At 54.1% G+C, this 15,195-nt stretch carries 16 protein-coding genes; 11 read left to right on the top strand and 5 right to left on the bottom strand.

Going from position 1 to position 15,195, the window contains the following annotated elements:
- Positions 1-12 precede the first annotated feature (12 nt).
- Together dpiA and dpiB are read right to left on the bottom strand one after the other, a co-directional pair.
- Positions 13-690, bottom strand: coding sequence for a two-component response regulator DpiA (gene dpiA, locus QNN88_RS12470; RefSeq protein WP_414240505.1), 678 nt, complete (start codon positions 688-690; stop codon positions 13-15).
- Positions 659-2,320, bottom strand: coding sequence for a sensor histidine kinase DpiB (gene dpiB, locus QNN88_RS12465; RefSeq protein ID WP_414240504.1), 1,662 nt, complete (start codon positions 2,318-2,320; stop codon positions 659-661). Before dpiB ends, dpiA begins: the two co-directional genes overlap by 32 nt.
- 388 nt (positions 2,321-2,708) lie before the next feature.
- Between dpiB and citC the strand changes: the two genes are divergently transcribed.
- The 8 genes from citC (at position 2,709) to rna (ending at position 10,368) form a co-directional block, all read left to right on the top strand.
- Entirely contained in the window at positions 2,709-3,785 is a 1,077-nt protein-coding gene (gene citC / locus QNN88_RS12460; protein WP_414240503.1) for a [citrate (pro-3S)-lyase] ligase, read from the top strand.
- A complete protein-coding gene (gene citD / locus QNN88_RS12455; RefSeq protein WP_042320725.1) occupies positions 3,782-4,078 on the top strand; it encodes a citrate lyase acyl carrier protein in 297 nt (98 codons plus the stop codon). The genes citC and citD overlap by 4 nt, the downstream gene beginning before the upstream one ends.
- Entirely contained in the window at positions 4,075-4,983 is a 909-nt protein-coding gene (gene citE / locus QNN88_RS12450; protein WP_102602295.1) for a citrate (pro-3S)-lyase subunit beta, read from the top strand. The genes citD and citE overlap by 4 nt, the downstream gene beginning before the upstream one ends.
- Positions 4,984-4,993: 10 nt before the next feature.
- Positions 4,994-6,526 carry a citrate lyase subunit alpha gene (gene citF, locus QNN88_RS12445; protein WP_414240502.1) on the top strand — a complete coding sequence of 511 codons (1,533 nt, stop codon included), beginning with the start codon at positions 4,994-4,996 and terminating at the stop codon, positions 6,524-6,526.
- Positions 6,527-6,529: 3 nt separating this feature from the next.
- Positions 6,530-7,081 carry a citrate lyase holo-[acyl-carrier protein] synthase gene (gene citX / locus QNN88_RS12440; protein ID WP_414240501.1) on the top strand — a complete coding sequence of 184 codons (552 nt, stop codon included), beginning with the start codon at positions 6,530-6,532 and terminating at the stop codon, positions 7,079-7,081.
- Positions 7,053-7,961, top strand: coding sequence for a triphosphoribosyl-dephospho-CoA synthase CitG (gene citG, locus QNN88_RS12435; RefSeq protein WP_414240500.1), 909 nt, complete (start codon positions 7,053-7,055; stop codon positions 7,959-7,961). The genes citX and citG overlap by 29 nt, the downstream gene beginning before the upstream one ends.
- Positions 7,962-7,986: 25 nt before the next feature.
- The gene (gene citT / locus QNN88_RS12430) at positions 7,987-9,450 is read left to right on the top strand and encodes a citrate/succinate antiporter CitT (protein ID WP_414240499.1); all 1,464 of its coding nucleotides are present in this window, start codon (positions 7,987-7,989) and stop codon (positions 9,448-9,450) included.
- Between the two features lie 111 nt (positions 9,451-9,561).
- Positions 9,562-10,368 carry a ribonuclease I gene (rna, locus tag QNN88_RS12425; protein ID WP_414240498.1) on the top strand — a complete coding sequence of 269 codons (807 nt, stop codon included), beginning with the start codon at positions 9,562-9,564 and terminating at the stop codon, positions 10,366-10,368.
- Positions 10,369-10,405: 37 nt separating this feature from the next.
- On the opposite strand, the gene QNN88_RS12420 is transcribed toward rna, so the two are convergent.
- Both QNN88_RS12420 and QNN88_RS12415 read right to left on the bottom strand, forming a co-directional pair.
- On the bottom strand, positions 10,406-11,029 hold the full coding sequence (locus QNN88_RS12420; RefSeq protein WP_414240497.1) for a flavin reductase family protein: 624 nt from the start codon (positions 11,027-11,029) through the stop codon (positions 10,406-10,408).
- Positions 11,030-11,125: 96 nt separating this feature from the next.
- On the bottom strand, positions 11,126-11,962 hold the full coding sequence (locus QNN88_RS12415) for an alpha/beta fold hydrolase (RefSeq protein ID WP_414240496.1): 837 nt from the start codon (positions 11,960-11,962) through the stop codon (positions 11,126-11,128).
- Positions 11,963-12,236: 274 nt separating this feature from the next.
- On the opposite strand from QNN88_RS12415, the gene rnk reads away from it, so the two are divergent.
- From rnk to uspG, 3 genes are all read left to right on the top strand, one after another.
- Positions 12,237-12,647 (top strand): nucleoside diphosphate kinase regulator, encoded by a 411-nt coding sequence (gene rnk, locus QNN88_RS12410; RefSeq protein WP_414240495.1) that lies wholly within the window; start codon positions 12,237-12,239, stop codon positions 12,645-12,647.
- Positions 12,648-12,794: 147 nt separating this feature from the next.
- Positions 12,795-12,884 (top strand): small membrane protein YldA, encoded by a 90-nt coding sequence (gene yldA, locus QNN88_RS12405; RefSeq protein ID WP_414240494.1) that lies wholly within the window; start codon positions 12,795-12,797, stop codon positions 12,882-12,884.
- Positions 12,885-12,994: 110 nt separating this feature from the next.
- Positions 12,995-13,423, top strand: a complete 429-nt coding sequence (gene uspG, locus QNN88_RS12400) for a universal stress protein UspG (RefSeq protein WP_414240493.1) — start codon at positions 12,995-12,997, stop codon at positions 13,421-13,423.
- Positions 13,424-13,497: 74 nt separating this feature from the next.
- Here the strand turns inward: uspG and ahpF are convergent, their stop codons facing one another.
- A complete protein-coding gene (ahpF, locus tag QNN88_RS12395) occupies positions 13,498-15,063 on the bottom strand; it encodes an alkyl hydroperoxide reductase subunit F (protein ID WP_414240492.1) in 1,566 nt (521 codons plus the stop codon).
- Between the last annotated feature and the right edge of the window lie 132 nt (positions 15,064-15,195).

Here is a 15,195-nt window from a genome sequence, read left to right as displayed (position 1 = left end):
CTATACACGTCATTAACCGTGGTAAATACGCTGCGGTCTCCCCACCTTGCCATGCACAATTTCCGCAATAATCAAATGCCGGCTGGCACAATATTCGAGATAGCGTCTGGCGGTCGTACGACTGATGGTCAGTGCTTGCGCGACCGTTTCGGCGGTATGCTGCACCTGAGGATCCGCAAACAATTTTTTAACCGCATTAAGCGTTAATGCATCAATGCCGGTGGGCAGCTCATCTTTCGGCTCGCCTCGCGCGTAGGCATTAAACATCTCATCAATTTGACGCTGGCTGGCGCTATTGTTTTCTGCCAGCATCCGTCTGCGCTGTTGGTAACGGGTCAACGTCTGCCCAAGCCGCTCATAGGCGATAGGTTTGATCAGATAATCGAACGCTCCGCTGCGCACCGCATCCGCCACCGTTTCCATATCGCTGGCGGCGGTCGTAAAGACCACCCCGCCGGGATAATGCGACGCCGTCAACTCATGCAGCAGCGTGATCCCCTTCCCATCCGGAAGGTAGTTATCCAGCAAAATGAGTCCCGGCTTGAAACGCTCAATCATCATTCTCGCCTGCGTCAGATTACCGGCTAACCAGATCTGATTAAAACCAGGAATATGGCGGATGTATTCTGCATGCATCTCAGCAAGCAACATTTCATCTTCAACGATTAGTAGGGTTAATGGTTCCGTCATTGTTCTTTTTCACTTTCGGAATAAAAAGAGAGAATAAGGTGCCGCAGGGATCGTTATCTTCCAGAGTAATCGTTCCACCACAGCGCCCCACATAACTTGCAATCAGGTACAGTCCGATGCCGTGCTCACCTGGCTCATCGGAACGCGTACTCACACCTTGTTCGAATATTTTCTCGCGCAATGCTTCCGGGACTCCGCATCCCTGATCGGCAACGTCTATCACCACATCGTCACCTTCATCGCTGAGGTACAGTTCCACGACCTTATTACCTTCCCCGGTACGCAAGCTGGCTTCAAAGGCGTTATCGAGAAGATTCCCGACGATCGCCGCAAACTCGGTACTGTCGAGCCCTTCCGGTAGTTGATGAAGCTGACTGCCGGGCACGATCGTCATTTTGAGTCCCAGTTCCCGCGCCCGCTGAACCTTGCCAAATAACAGCCCTGCCACCTGGCGATCGGCAAACGCCTCGCGCAGACTGTCGATCAACTGCTGCTGCGCCTGCGATTCCCCCTGCACCATCTCCCTGACCCGATCGTATTCTTTCATCTGTAGCAGGCCGTTGAGCGTTGACATCCAGTTCAGGTGTTCGTGGCGTAACGTTCTCAGACTCTCCACATATTGCTTAATCTGTGTCAGTTGCGCGTTCAGGGTCGCGATTTCGTCTTTGCTGCGAAAGCTGATAATCGCCCCCAGCAGTTCATCTCCTGAACGGATCGCCTCACGGTTGGCAATGACGCTCAGACCATTAAAGTTCACCATCGCATCAACACGCTTTTCGGCAATCTGCTCGGTAAAAAAATCAGACGGATTCACAACCTCATGAATGGGTTTGCCCAACCATTGTCGGCCAGGCGAACGCAGGCCGAGCATCTTTCTCGCACTGCGGTTAATGGCCGTAATATAGCCGTCCGGATCCACGGCAATCAGCCCTTCATAAACCGAGCTGAATAGTGCTTCCTGCTGACGCACGACCCTCGCAATTTGCTTCGGCTCCATCCCCATCATCTGGCGACGAATGTGGGCGGCAAAAAGCCAGGAGAGCAACATCAGTACCACCAGCAACAAAACAAACACACCGGCCATCGGCAGAATAAAGTCCAGCCGCCAACTGTCAATTTTGCTGACCAGATAGCCAATAGAGACGACGCCAATAACGTTACCGTCATCGTCAAAGATTGGCGTTTTAGCACGCATCGCCAGACCAATTGACCCTGTTCCGGTAATGAAATAACTCTCCCCCCTCTCCAGCGCTCCCGGCTTAGTGAACTGCATCGGGTAGCCGATCTTTTCCGGATTAGGGTGATAAAGTCGGATAGAGTGACTGTCGCCGATCACCACATAGTCAAAATCAGTATCGCTCTGCAGCTTGCCGGCAATGGTTGCCAGTCGTTTGTAATCGCGATCCTTCACCGCCGCAATGACGCTATCGTTGGCGGCAATAATCTTCGCCTGGTTCATCGCCATATCGCGAACGTGCGTACTCAAGTAATCTTCAAAGCTGGCAGAAAAATACTGTGCCAGCGCGGCAATAATGAACACCGAAAAAACGAGAATAAGCAGAAAAATGCGCAACGGAAATGCCAGTCGGCGAAAAAAAGAAAACGGCTTTTTATTTTTTTGAACCAACATGGCGGTTCCTTAAAGGCATTATTCGGTAAAAGCTGCCAGCATATGTAATAAAATTGTTTTATCCTGACAGGCAGCAAATAAAGTCAATCGTTACAGATTCACCACATTAAATCAATTAAGTCATTTAACTCCACGTCACAATCTGCAATAAGAATAATTAAAAAACTTAAAACCATTAAACCCATAAAAACCATCTAACTCTTTGTGAAATAAATCAAAATTTACCTCAAAGATACTCCTTACGATGTACGTATTCGGGAAATAAAGAAATATACCGTTGCAAAATCGTCCTTTTCCCGAAATGAAAACAAAACGTTATCAAATCGTATTTTCATACAACATACGAATAAAACTGGCAACAACAATATATCTTCAGGACTCTTCCACTATGTTTGGTAATAATGTGTTCACGCGCGTCAAACGCTCAGAAAATATAAAGATAGCGGCGATCACGCAATTCCTGAAAGAAAATGATCTGAGCATCGATACCACCGTTGACGTTTTTATTACCGTGACCCGTAACGAAAAGCTCATAGCCTGCGGTGGTATCGCCGGAAATATCATTAAGTGCGTTGCCATTAGCGAATCGGTACGCGGCGAAGGTTTAGCACTCACGCTGGCAACGGAACTGATCAATCTCGCCTACGAAAGACATTGCACGCATCTCTTCATTTATACCAAAACCGAGTATGAGACGTTGTTCAGGCAATGCGGATTTTCAACGCTGACTCGCGTTCCTGGCATCATGGTGCTGATGGAAAACAGCACCACACGTCTCAAACGCTACGCAGAATCATTAAGCAAACTACGTCATGATGGCCAGAAAATCGGCTGCATCGTGATGAATGCCAACCCATTCACCAATGGCCACCGCTATTTGATCCAACAGGCGGCGGCACAGTGTGACTGGCTTCATCTGTTTCTGGTGAAAGAAGACACTTCACGTTTCCCGTATGAGGACCGACTCGATCTGGTGCTTAAAGGCACGGCGGATATCGCGCGCCTCACCGTCCATCGCGGGTCGGAATACATCATTTCTCGGGCGACGTTCCCGTGCTATTTCATCAAAGAGCAGAGCGTCATCAACCATTGCTATACCGAAATCGATTTAAAGATTTTCCGTCAGTATCTGGCCCCCGCGCTGGGGATCACCCATCGCTTTGTCGGTACAGAACCGTTTTGCGACGTAACCGCTCAGTATAACCACGATATGCGTTTCTGGCTGGAAACGCCGACCCTCCCCGCCCCACCCATTGAATTGGTGGAAATAGAGCGGCTGTGTTTCCAGGGGACGCCGATCTCCGCTTCTCTGGTGCGCAAACTGCTCGTGAAAAAAGATCTCACGGCTATCGCGTCGCTGGTGCCTTCAGCCACTTTGCAGTACCTGCAAAGCATGCCTGAACGTGCGCCCGCTCGCGCGATAGTCCGCCAAAAGACCCCCGCATTAGTAACAGGTGAAAAATGAAAATAAACCAGGCTGCCGTCGCCGGCACACTTGAGTCCGGAGATGTGATGATACGCATCGCCCCTCTCGATACGCAGGATATTGACCTGCAGATCAACAGCAGCGTTGAGAAACAGTTTGGCGAGGCCATTCGCGCCACCATTCTGGATGTTCTCGCGCAGTATAACGTGCGCGGCGTGCAATTGAATGTCGATGATAAAGGCGCGCTGGACTGTATTTTACGTGCCCGACTGGAAGCATTACTGGCACGCGCCAGCGGTATCCCGGCCCTGCCCTGGGAGGATCGCCAATGATTTCCGCTTCTCTGCAACAGCGCAAAACGCGCACTCGCCGCAGCATGCTGTTTGTCCCCGGCGCCAATGCCGCGATGGTCAGCAACTCGTTTATCTATCCGGCAGATGCCCTGATGTTTGACCTGGAAGACTCCGTCGCGCTGCGTGAAAAAGACACCGCTCGTCGCCTGGTCTACCACGCGCTGCAGCATCCGCTGTATCACGACGTCGAAACCATCGTGCGCGTTAACGCACTGGATTCCGAATGGGGGATCAACGATCTGGAAGCGGTCGTTCGCGGCGGCGCTGACGTGGTTCGTCTGCCGAAGACCGATACCGCTCAGGATGTTATCGATATCGAAAGCGAAATTCTGCGCATTGAAAAAGCCTGCGGTCGCGAGCCTGGTAGCACGGGTCTGCTGGCTGCCATCGAGTCACCGTTAGGCATCACGCGTGCCGTGGAAATCGCCCACGCCTCCGAACGTCTGATCGGGATCGCACTGGGCGCGGAAGATTACGTACGCAACCTGCGCACGGAGCGTTCGCCAGAGGGTACAGAATTACTGTTTGCCCGTTGCTCCATTTTGCAGGCCGCACGCTCCGCCGGGATTCAGGCCTTCGATACCGTCTATTCCGATGCCAACAACGAAGCGGGCTTCCTGCATGAGGCGGCCCACATCAAACAATTGGGTTTTGACGGCAAATCGCTGATCAACCCGCGTCAGATTGACCTGCTGCACAACCTGTATGCCCCAACGCAAAAAGAAGTGACGCACGCGCGTCTGGTCGTTGAAGCCGCAGAAGCCGCCGCCCGTGAAGGCCTTGGGGTCGTCTCCCTGAACGGCAAGATGGTCGACAGCCCGGTGATCGAGCGCGCACGTCTGGTGCTCTCCCGTGCAGAACTTTCCGGCATCCGCGAAGAATAAGGCAAAAACAATGACCCAGAAAAACGAACAGTCTCAACGACAGGAACGGGTAACGGCCTGGAGCCGTCAGGCTGAAAGCGACCTTTCCACCTATACCAGCGCCGCAAAACAGGCCCTGCAGGAACAAAAACCGCGCGACCAGAAACTGTGCGCCAGCCTGGAAGAGGCCATCCGCCGTTCCGGTTTGCAGGATGGCATGACCATCTCCTTCCACCATGCGTTTCGCGGCGGCGACCTGACCATTAACCTCGTGATGGCAACCCTCGCCAACATGGGGTTTAAAAACCTGACGCTGGCCTCCAGTTCGCTGAGCGACTGCCACGCACCGCTGGTCGACCATATCCGTAATGGCGTCGTCAGCCGCATTTATACTTCCGGTTTGCGCGGACCGCTGGCAGAAGAGATCTCTCGCGGCCTGCTCGCCGAACCCGTTCAGGTTCACTCCCACGGCGGCCGCGTACATCTGGTTCAGAGCGGCGAACTGAACATTGATGTCGCCTTCCTCGGCGTCCCGTCCTGCGACCCGTTTGGTAACGCTAACGGCTATACCGGTAAAGCCTGCTGCGGCTCCCTCGGCTATGCCCGCGTTGACGCTGAAAGCGCTAACCAGGTGGTGCTACTGACAGAACAACTGCTGCCTTATCCGCACAACCCGGCCAGCATTCCCCAGGATCAGGTTGATCTGATTGTGCAGATAGACCAGGTCGGCGATGCCGATAAAATCGGGGCTGATGCCACCCGAATGACCACCAACCCACGCGAACTGCTGATTGCCCGCAGTGCGGCAGAGGTCATCGCCCACTCCGGCTATTTCAAAGAAGGTTTTTCACTGCAAACCGGTACCGGCGGCGCCTCACTGGCGGTCACGCGTTTCCTGGAAGACAAAATGCGTAGCCGCGATATCCGCGCAGACTTCGCGCTGGGCGGCATTACGGCCACCATCGTCGATCTGCATGAAAAAGGGTTGATTCGCAAACTGCTGGACGTACAGAGCTTCGACCGCAATGCCGCAGAGTCACTGGCGCGCAACCCGAATCACATCGAAATCAGCGCGAACCAGTATGCCAACTGGGGTTCAAAAGGGGCTTCCGTTGACCGTCTGGACGTCGTTGTGCTGAGTGCGCTGGAAGTCGACACCCAGTTTAATGTCAACGTGCTGACCGGTTCTGACGGCGTCATTCGCGGCGCGTCCGGCGGCCACTGCGATACCGCCGTCGCCGCTGCGTTGTCAATCATCGTCGCACCGCTGGTACGCGGCCGCATTCCGACGCTGGTGGATAACGTGCTGACCTGCGTCACGCCGGGTTCCAGCGTCGATATTCTGGTTACCGATCATGGTATTGCGGTTAACCCGGCACGTCCGGAACTGGCGGAACGCCTGAAAGAAGCCGGAATGAAGGTGGTCTCCATCGAGTGGCTGCGTGAACGTGCGCAACAGCTTACTGGCGAACCACGTCCCATCGAATTCACCGACCGTGTTATCGCCGTGGTGCGCTATCGCGACGGTTCCGTGATCGATGTTGTTCATCAGGTGAAGGAATAAGCCATGCACCTGCTCCCTGAACTTGCCACCCGCCACGCCGTTTCCATTCCCGAGCTGCTCGTCAGCCGGGATGAAAGACAAGCACGGCAACACGTCTGGCTGGCGCGCCATCCCATTCCACTGGTCTCCTTTACCGTGGTAGCGCCTGGCCCGATGAAAGACAGCGAGCTCACCCGTCGCCTCTTTAATCATGGCGTCGCTGCCCTGCGTACGTTGGCGGCACAGGCGGACTGGCGCATCAGGGAACAGGCTGCGCTGGCCTCAGCCAGCGGGCCGGAAGGCATGCTCTCAATCGAGGCACCGGCCCGTGACATCAAGCTCGCGACCATTGAGCTCGAACATACCCATCCTCTGGGACGTTTGTGGGACATCGATGTACTCACTCCCGGAGGCGAAATCCTCTCCCGCCGTCATTTCGCGCTTCCCGCTCGTCGCTGTCTGCTGTGCGAGCAGAGCGCAGCGGAATGCGCGCGTGGAAAAACCCATACGCTCTCCGATCTAATCGCCCACATGGAGGCGCTGCTGAATGCTGCCGATTCCCGATATGCGCGTTGAAACCACCGCCCTGCCCAGCTCGTTGTTTGATGCGTACGGCTATCTGGCGTGGCGCGCAATGCTGACGGAAGTCAACCTGTCGCCGAAACCCGGACTGGTCGATCGTCTGAACTGCGGCGCGCATAAAGACATGTCGCTAACGGATTTTCATCGCAGCGCGCTGGCGATTCAGGCCTGGCTGCCGCGTTTTATTGAATACGGCGCATGCTGCGCCCACCTGCCAGCTGACGCCGTATTAAACGGCTTACGCCCGTTAGGCATGGCCTGTGAAGCGGACATGTTTCGCGCCACAGCAGGCGTGAACACCCATAAAGGCAGCATTTTTTCTCTTGGTCTGCTCTGTGCCGCTATTGGTCGACTGCATCAGCAGCAGCAACCTGTTACCCCGGAAACGATCTGTACTACCGCCGCCCGCTTTTGCCGCGGTCTGACCGAGCGCGAATTGCGCAATAACAATCAACAACTCACGGCAGGCCAGCGACTTTATCAACAACTGGGATTAACCGGTGCCCGTGGTGAAGCCGAAGCAGGATATCCGTTGGTTATCCGCCATGCGCTTCCGCACTATCGCGCCCTGTTAGCCGAGGGACGCGATCCCGAGCTGGCGCTGCTGGACACCTTACTTCTGCTGATTGCACGCAATGGCGACACCAACGTGGCCTCGCGCGGCGGTGCGGCAGGACTGCACTGGATACAGCAGCAGGCAAACGCATTGTTACAACAAGGGGGCATCCGAACCCCCGCCGATCTCGATCATCTGCATCAGTTCGACAGCCACTGTATTGAACGCAATCTCAGCCCAGGCGGCAGCGCCGACCTGCTGATCGTCACGTGGTTTTTAGCCCAGATTTCTCAAGTTAAACATTTACACAATTATTGAAAAGATCCTTTCCGGAGAATCACTTATGTCTTTATCGAAAGATAGTATATGGAAGTTGTTGGCTCCCCTGGTCGTCATGGGCGTCATGTTTCTTATCCCTGTCCCGGACGGCATGCCCCCTCAGGCATGGCATTACTTCGCCGTTTTCGTGGCGATGATCGTCGGGATGATCCTGGAGCCGATCCCGGCTACCGCGATCAGCTTTATCGCCGTGACCATCTGCGTCATCGGCAGCAACTATCTGCTGTTTGATGCCAAAGAGCTGGCAGATCCGGCATTCGATGCCGGTAAGCAGGCGCTGAAATGGGGTCTGGCGGGTTTCTCCAGTACTACCGTCTGGCTGGTGTTCGGTGCGTTTATCTTCGCGCTGGGTTACGAAGTCACCGGTCTTGGCCGTCGTATCGCGCTGTTCCTGGTGAAATTCATGGGCAAACGCACCCTGACGCTGGGCTATGCGATTGTCATCATCGATATTCTGCTGGCACCGTTTACGCCATCCAATACCGCCCGTACCGGGGGCACCGTGTTCCCGGTAATCAAAAACCTGCCGCCGCTGTTTAAATCGTTCCCCAACGATCCGTCCGCGCGTCGTATTGGCGGTTACCTGATGTGGATGATGGTCATCAGTACCAGCCTGAGTTCTTCGATGTTTGTTACGGGCGCTGCGCCAAACGTGCTGGGTCTGGAATTTGTCAGCAAAATCGCCGGTGTGCAGATTAGCTGGCTGCAGTGGTTCCTGAGCTTCCTGCCGGTCGGTATCATTTTGCTGATCGTTGCACCGTGGCTCTCTTATGTTCTCTACAAGCCTGAAGTGACGCACAGTGCGGAAGTGGCGGCCTGGGCGGGCGACGAACTCAAAACCATGGGCTCCCTGTCGCGCAAAGAGTGGACGCTAATTGGTCTGGTTCTGCTGAGCTTAGGACTGTGGGTTTTTGGTGGTGAAATGATTGACGCCACCGCCGTCGGTTTGTTAGCCGTTTCTTTGATGCTGGCGCTGCACGTGGTGCCGTGGAAAGACATCACTAAATACAACAGCGCCTGGAACACGCTGGTGAACCTTGCCACCCTTGTGGTCATGGCAAACGGCTTAACCCGCTCCGGTTTTATTGACTGGTTCGCCGGTACTATGAGCACCCATCTGGAAGGGTTCTCGCCTAACGCGACGGTGATTGTGCTGGTGCTGGTGTTTTACTTTGCTCACTACCTGTTTGCCAGCCTGTCGGCGCACACGGCAACCATGCTGCCGGTTATTCTGGCGGTCGGTAAAGGTATCCCGGGCGTGCCGATGGAACATCTGTGTATCCTGCTGGTGCTGTCCATCGGGATCATGGGCTGTCTGACGCCGTACGCAACAGGCCCTGGGGTCATCATCTACGGCTGCGGCTATGTGAAATCCAAAGATTACTGGCGTCTTGGCGCCATCTTCGGGGTGATTTACATTGCGATGCTGTTGCTGGTTGGCTGGCCGATTCTGGCGATGTGGAGCTAGCCCTGAGATAAAACGCTGAATGGATCAAGGCCCGCGGGGTAAAGACACCTCGCGGGCTTTTTTTATGGTTAAATAGATACTATTCAGATTTTATATAAGTTCAGAATCATCATGAAACCGACCAGGCAAAAATGGGGATGGCTCGTCGCCGCACTTCTTCCCTTTTCTACGGCAACCGCAAACGAATTACAGGCAACGCAGTACGGTGATTTCGACCGTTACGTGCTGGCTCTCTCCTGGCAAACGGGATTTTGCCAAAGTCAGCATGATCGCGATCGTCGTGAACCGGACGAATGTCGCCTGCAAAAAGAGACCGCCAACAAAGTCGATTATCTGACCGTTCACGGTTTGTGGCCGGGGTTGCCGAAGTCGATCGCTTCGCGTGGGGTCGATGAACGTCGGTGGATGCGTTTTGGCTGCGCCACGCGCCCTGTCCCCAATCAGCCAGAAGCGCGCGCCAGCCGTAAATGTGCGGCTCCAGAAACAGGGCTTTCGCTGGAAACTGCCGCTAAACTCAGTGACGTCATGCCTGGAGCGGGTGGACGTTCTTGCCTCGAACGCTATGAATACGCGAAACACGGCGCCTGCTTTGGCTTCGACCCGGATGCGTACTTCGGCACCATGGTACGGTTGAACAAAGAGATCAAGGCCAGCGAATTAGGGGCATTTCTGGGCGAGAATTACGGTAAGAGCGTCAGTCGCCGCGCCTTCGATACCGCGGTGGCCCGACGTTGGGGAAAAGAAGCCGTCAAAGCGGTTAAGCTGAGCTGTCACGGCAATCCGGCTTATCTGACGGAGATTCAGTTCTCGCTGAAGGCCAGCGCCATCAACGCACCGCTCTCCGCCGACTCGTTTTCCCCGCAACCCCATCCGGGAAACTGTGGTAAACAGTTTATCATCGATAAGGCGGGTTACTGATCTTTTGACCCGACGTGAAATCCGCGCCGGGTCAAAATCAACGTTTCGTACGCGCATCCGGGCGCACCAGATCAAAACGGTGCGACTCGCTGATCGCATAGTAGGCCGTTGGGCCGCCAGCGCGCAGCACGGGCTGTGCTTTTGCGGTCTGGTAAATCCCCTCTTCCAGCAGCGTTTCGGCAATATGAATCCCGACTACCTCACCGAGGATCAGCCAGGTTTCGATGGCTTCACCCTGCGCGGTCGTCAGTTGAATACTTTGCGACAGACGACATTCAAAATTCACCGGGCTTTGCGCAACGCGTGGCACTTTCACCAACCGACTTTCCGCCTTCGTCAACCCGGCGGCAAAAAATTCATCTTCGCCATGTGGCAGACTGGCAGAGGTTTCATTCATCGCGCTGGCTAACTCTCGTGTGGTCAGGTTCCAGACAAACTCGCCGGTTTCCATGATGTTGCGCACGCTGTCTTTCCAGCCGGTGCTGGCAAAACCGATAATGGGCGGATGATAATTGAAACAGTTGAAGAAGCTGTAAGGTGCCAGGTTATCCCGGCCAGCGGTGTCCTGAGAGGCAATCCAGCCAATCGGCCGGGGGCCAACAATGGCATTCAACGGGTCGTGCGGCAAGCCGTGTCCCTGCGAAGGTTGATAGAAATACATAGTATTCTCTGATGAATTTAACGTCGGCGAAGCACGAAATGCGCTCCGCTCATCCCCCTGATGGAAGAGGATCAGCGTAGAGCAATCCGTTAAAGATTACGACTGAATAAAGTTGAGCAGATCCTGATTTATCTGCTGCTTATGGGTGGTACAGATACCGTGGGAACCACCTGCATAAACTTTTAGTTGTGCATCAGGCAGGATTTCCGCCGCCACTTTGCCGCAGGTTTCAAACGGGACAATCTGATCGTCATCACCATGAATGACCAGTGTTGGAATGGTCATATTGCGCAAGTCTTCGCGCAGATCCGTTTCCGAGAACGCTTTGATGCAGTCGTACAGTGCTTTTATTGAGCCCTGTAATCCCTGCTCTACAAAACTTTCCCGCACCGCTTTCGACTCTTTCGCTCCCGGACGGTTATAGCCGTAGAAGGCGGCAGTGAGTTCATAGAAGAAGGCGGCGCGGTCATTGACAACGCCTTCACGGATACCATCAAACACTTCTTTTGGCACGCCGTTCGGGTTGAACTCGGTTTTTATCATGATGGGCGTCACCGCGCCAATCAAGACTGCTTTTGCCACCCGCTGCGTACCGTGTCGTCCGATATAACGCGCCACTTCGCCACCCCCCGTCGAGTGACCGACGTGTACCGCATTTTGCAGGTTCAGGTGTGCGGTCAGTTCAGCCAGATCGTCAGCATACTGATCCATCGTGTGCCCCTCCCACGGTTGCGCGGAGCGCCCATGCCCGCGACGGTCGTGGGCGATCACCCGAAATCCTTTCGAGCCAAGAAAAAGCATCTGATCTTCAAAGGCATCAGACGTTAATGGCCAGCCATGGCTGAAGACAATGGGTTGCCCATTGCGGTCACCCCAGTCTTTGAAATACAGATAGCTGCCATCTTTGAGAGTAATTTTGTCGTACTGGCTCATGAGATCTCCTGTAATGGAACACTGAGAGTGTGGCGCACTCGCGGCACGCGCTTAAAAAGCATAATGCAAATTGGAGAACGATCACGTTTATCGAATAAAATTCATACTGGCGATGCTTTTTTAGCTATTTGCCCGAATGTGAACTAAATCACTTCAAACCCAGGGTAAGTCTCAGTATCATCGGGAGAGTTAAACCCTTGCCGCCTGACGGTGAGGGTTTTCTTTTGGGAATATTACCTGCGGCAAAACGCAGTACTGACGACATGGAGTAAAAATGTCCAGACCAACTATCATCATTAACGACCTTGATGCAGAACGCATCGATCGCTTACTGGAACAACCCGCGTATGCAGATTTACCCATTGCCGACGCGTTGAATGACGAGCTGGATCGTGCCCAAATGTGTTCGCCGGAAACCATGCCGCATGACGTCGTGACCATGAACAGCCGCGTTAAATTCCGCAATCTCAGCGATGGCGAAATTCGCGTGCGTACGTTGGTGTATCCTGCGGCGATGACCGACAGCAATACACAACTGTCTGTGATGGCGCCCGTCGGTGCGGCGCTGCTGGGTCTGCGGGTGGGCGACACCATTCACTGGGAGCTTCCGGGCGGCGTATCCACCCACCTCGAAGTGCTGGAGCTGGAATACCAGCCCGAAGCGGCAGGCGACTTCCTGCGCTAATCCCATCTGTATAAGCGATTTCCGCTTTACCCAGAGGATGCGCTCGCATCCTCTTTCCGGCATTCTTCCGTAAAATCACCCATTCTTCCTGGTTATCCTTTCGCCTGACTCGTCCACACTGAATCGGTTTCATTGGCAGGTGCGGTCATGAACGAAACAGTCAGCATATTACTGGGATTCTTCATCATGGCGGCGATCATCGTCGGAGCCGTGCTTTACCTGGAGAATCACTGGTAACGAATGAGTGAGGAATCGACGCCTGTGCGAAAAATCCCCTGCAGAAAGCAGACAGAAATATTATTATATGCTTGAATGATTTAAGTATTCATTAACAGGGAGAAACGGGTATGTATAAGACAATCATTATGCCGGTTGATGTTTTTGAAATGGAACTCAGCGATAAGGCGATTCGCCACGCTGAATTTCTGGCGCAGCAGGATGGCGTCATTCATCTTTTGCATGTGCTGCCAGGTTCTGCCAGCCTGAGCCTGCATCGCTTCGCCGCCGACGTTCGTCGTTTTGAAGAACATTTACAGCATGAAGCCGAAACCCGACTGCAAACGATGGTCGGTCACTTCAGTATCGATCCTTCCCGTATTAAGCAGCATGTCCGCTTTGGCAGCGTCCGTGACGTCGTCAATGAGCTGGGTGAAGAGCTGAATGCTGACGTCGTGGTCATTGGTTCGCGTAATCCGTCAATATCCACACATCTGCTGGGTTCTAATGCCTCAAGCGTGGTACGTCATGCCACGCTGCCGGTACTGGTTGTGCGTTAATCATCTTATGACTAACAAAAAAGAGGTGCCCATCGGCACCTCTTTCATTTTGCAGGTATAGTCTTACTTTCTTTTTATGCCGTCTTCGTACGAATCAGGTAATCAAAGGAACTCAGAGAAGCTTTCGCCCCTTCGCCGGTCGCTATGATTATCTGTTTGTATGGTACGGTGGTGCAGTCGCCCGCCGCGAATACGCCCTTCACGCTGGTTTCGCATTTCGCGTCGATGATGATTTCACCCATCCGGTTGCGTTCAATCGCCCCGTCCAGCCAGGTGGTGTTCGGCAACAGGCCAATCTGGACGAAGATCCCCGCCAGTTCAATGTTGTGAACGTCGCCGCTCACACGGTCGCGGTACTCCAGACCAACGACTTTCGTGCCATCGCCTTTCACTTCTGTCGTCTGCGCGTTCAGAATGATATCGACGTTTTTCAGGCTGCGAACTTTATCCTGCAGTACCTGGTCCGCCTTCATTTCCGGGGCAAATTCCAACAGAGTCACGTGTTCAACGATGCCCGCGAGGTCAATCGCCGCTTCCACGCCGGAGTTCCCGCCGCCGATCACCGCCACACGCTTACCTTTAAACAACGGACCGTCGCAGTGCGGGCAGTAGGTGACGCCTTTGGTACGATACTGATCTTCGCCCGGTACGTTCATGTTGCGCCATTTGGCGCCGGTCGCAATGATAATGCTGCGTGCTTTCAGCACCGCGCCGGACGCGGTTTCAATCTGGTGTAAACCGCCTTCGCTGGCAGCCGGAACCAGTTTGCTGGCGCTCTGGCTGTCGATGACATCCACGTCATAATCATCGACGTGGGCCTTCAGTGCGCCGGCCAGTTTCTGCCCTTCTGTTTTCGGTACAGAGATATAGTTTTCGATATCTACGGTATCGAGCACCTGACCGCCAAAGCGCTCGCCCATCAGACCGGTACGGATGCCTTTACGCGCAGAGTACACCGCCGCCGCCGCGCCCGCCGGGCCGGAACCGACAATCAGAACATCATAAGCATCGCGCTGGCTCAGTTCTTCGGCGGCGCGTTTTTCTGCGCCGGTGTCCACTTTCGCCACGATTTCCGTCAGTGTCATGCGACCCTGACCAAACTCTTTTCCGTTCATATAAACGGCCGGAACGCCCATCACATTACGCTCGGTGATCTCGTTCTGGAACGTGCCGCCATCAATCGCCGTATGCTTGATACGCGGGTTCAGCACCGCCATCAGGTTCAGCGCCTGCACCACGTCAGGGCAGTTATGGCAGGAGAGTGAGTAATAAGTTTCAAACTCAAAATCGCCGTCAATATCGCGGATCTGCTCAAGCAGAGACTGCGCTTCTTTTGACGGGTGTCCGCCGGTCCACAGCAGCGCAAGAACCAGCGAGGTAAATTCGTGTCCCAGCGGAGAACCGGCAAAACGCGGCCCCTGAGTAGAACCTGGATTGGTTATCTGGAAAGAGGGCTTGCGCACCGGCAGGCTGTTATCTTCTTTGAAGGTCACTTTCTCTGACAGATCGGCGATTTCAGCCAGCAGTTCCTTGATTTCAGCCGATTTAGCACTGTCGTCCAGCGTCGCAATCAACTCAACAGGTTTGGTCAGTTTCTCAAGATAGGCCTTGAGCTGGGTTTTCATATTTGTGTCGAGCATTGTTCTTCCCTCTCTGAAAACATCATCATGCAAGCTGATTTGGCTGAGTCTGCATCAATACAACTTGCGTCATGGTGCTGGAATGAAATGGGCGCGGGTGCGCCCATTGATTGCCGGGTGGCACTTCGTTTA

Origin of the sequence: Citrobacter sp. ANG330, assembly GCF_047467925.1 — a bacterium.
Lineage (GTDB): Bacteria > Pseudomonadota > Gammaproteobacteria > Enterobacterales > Enterobacteriaceae > Citrobacter_A > Citrobacter_A amalonaticus_G.
Note: the sequence above shows the minus strand (reverse complement) of the source record. Positions and strands in the feature narration are given on the sequence as shown.

What these genes read in the sequence shown, in the direction of transcription:
- dpiA (WP_414240505.1), bottom strand. Translation starts at nt 690, where the DNA reads ATGACGGAACCATTAACCCTACTAATCGTTGAAGATGAAATGTTGCTT.
- dpiB (WP_414240504.1), bottom strand. Translation starts at nt 2,320, where the DNA reads ATGTTGGTTCAAAAAAATAAAAAGCCGTTTTCTTTTTTTCGCCGACTG.
- citC (WP_414240503.1), top strand. Translation starts at nt 2,709, where the DNA reads ATGTTTGGTAATAATGTGTTCACGCGCGTCAAACGCTCAGAAAATATA.
- citD (WP_042320725.1), top strand. Translation starts at nt 3,782, where the DNA reads ATGAAAATAAACCAGGCTGCCGTCGCCGGCACACTTGAGTCCGGAGAT.
- citE (WP_102602295.1), top strand. Translation starts at nt 4,075, where the DNA reads ATGATTTCCGCTTCTCTGCAACAGCGCAAAACGCGCACTCGCCGCAGC.
- citF (WP_414240502.1), top strand. Translation starts at nt 4,994, where the DNA reads ATGACCCAGAAAAACGAACAGTCTCAACGACAGGAACGGGTAACGGCC.
- citX (WP_414240501.1), top strand. Translation starts at nt 6,530, where the DNA reads ATGCACCTGCTCCCTGAACTTGCCACCCGCCACGCCGTTTCCATTCCC.
- citG (WP_414240500.1), top strand. Translation starts at nt 7,053, where the DNA reads ATGCTGCCGATTCCCGATATGCGCGTTGAAACCACCGCCCTGCCCAGC.
- citT (WP_414240499.1), top strand. Translation starts at nt 7,987, where the DNA reads ATGTCTTTATCGAAAGATAGTATATGGAAGTTGTTGGCTCCCCTGGTC.
- rna (WP_414240498.1), top strand. Translation starts at nt 9,562, where the DNA reads ATGAAACCGACCAGGCAAAAATGGGGATGGCTCGTCGCCGCACTTCTT.
- QNN88_RS12420 (WP_414240497.1), bottom strand. Translation starts at nt 11,029, where the DNA reads ATGTATTTCTATCAACCTTCGCAGGGACACGGCTTGCCGCACGACCCG.
- QNN88_RS12415 (WP_414240496.1), bottom strand. Translation starts at nt 11,962, where the DNA reads ATGAGCCAGTACGACAAAATTACTCTCAAAGATGGCAGCTATCTGTAT.
- rnk (WP_414240495.1), top strand. Translation starts at nt 12,237, where the DNA reads ATGTCCAGACCAACTATCATCATTAACGACCTTGATGCAGAACGCATC.
- yldA (WP_414240494.1), top strand. Translation starts at nt 12,795, where the DNA reads ATGAACGAAACAGTCAGCATATTACTGGGATTCTTCATCATGGCGGCG.
- uspG (WP_414240493.1), top strand. Translation starts at nt 12,995, where the DNA reads ATGTATAAGACAATCATTATGCCGGTTGATGTTTTTGAAATGGAACTC.
- ahpF (WP_414240492.1), bottom strand. Translation starts at nt 15,063, where the DNA reads ATGCTCGACACAAATATGAAAACCCAGCTCAAGGCCTATCTTGAGAAA.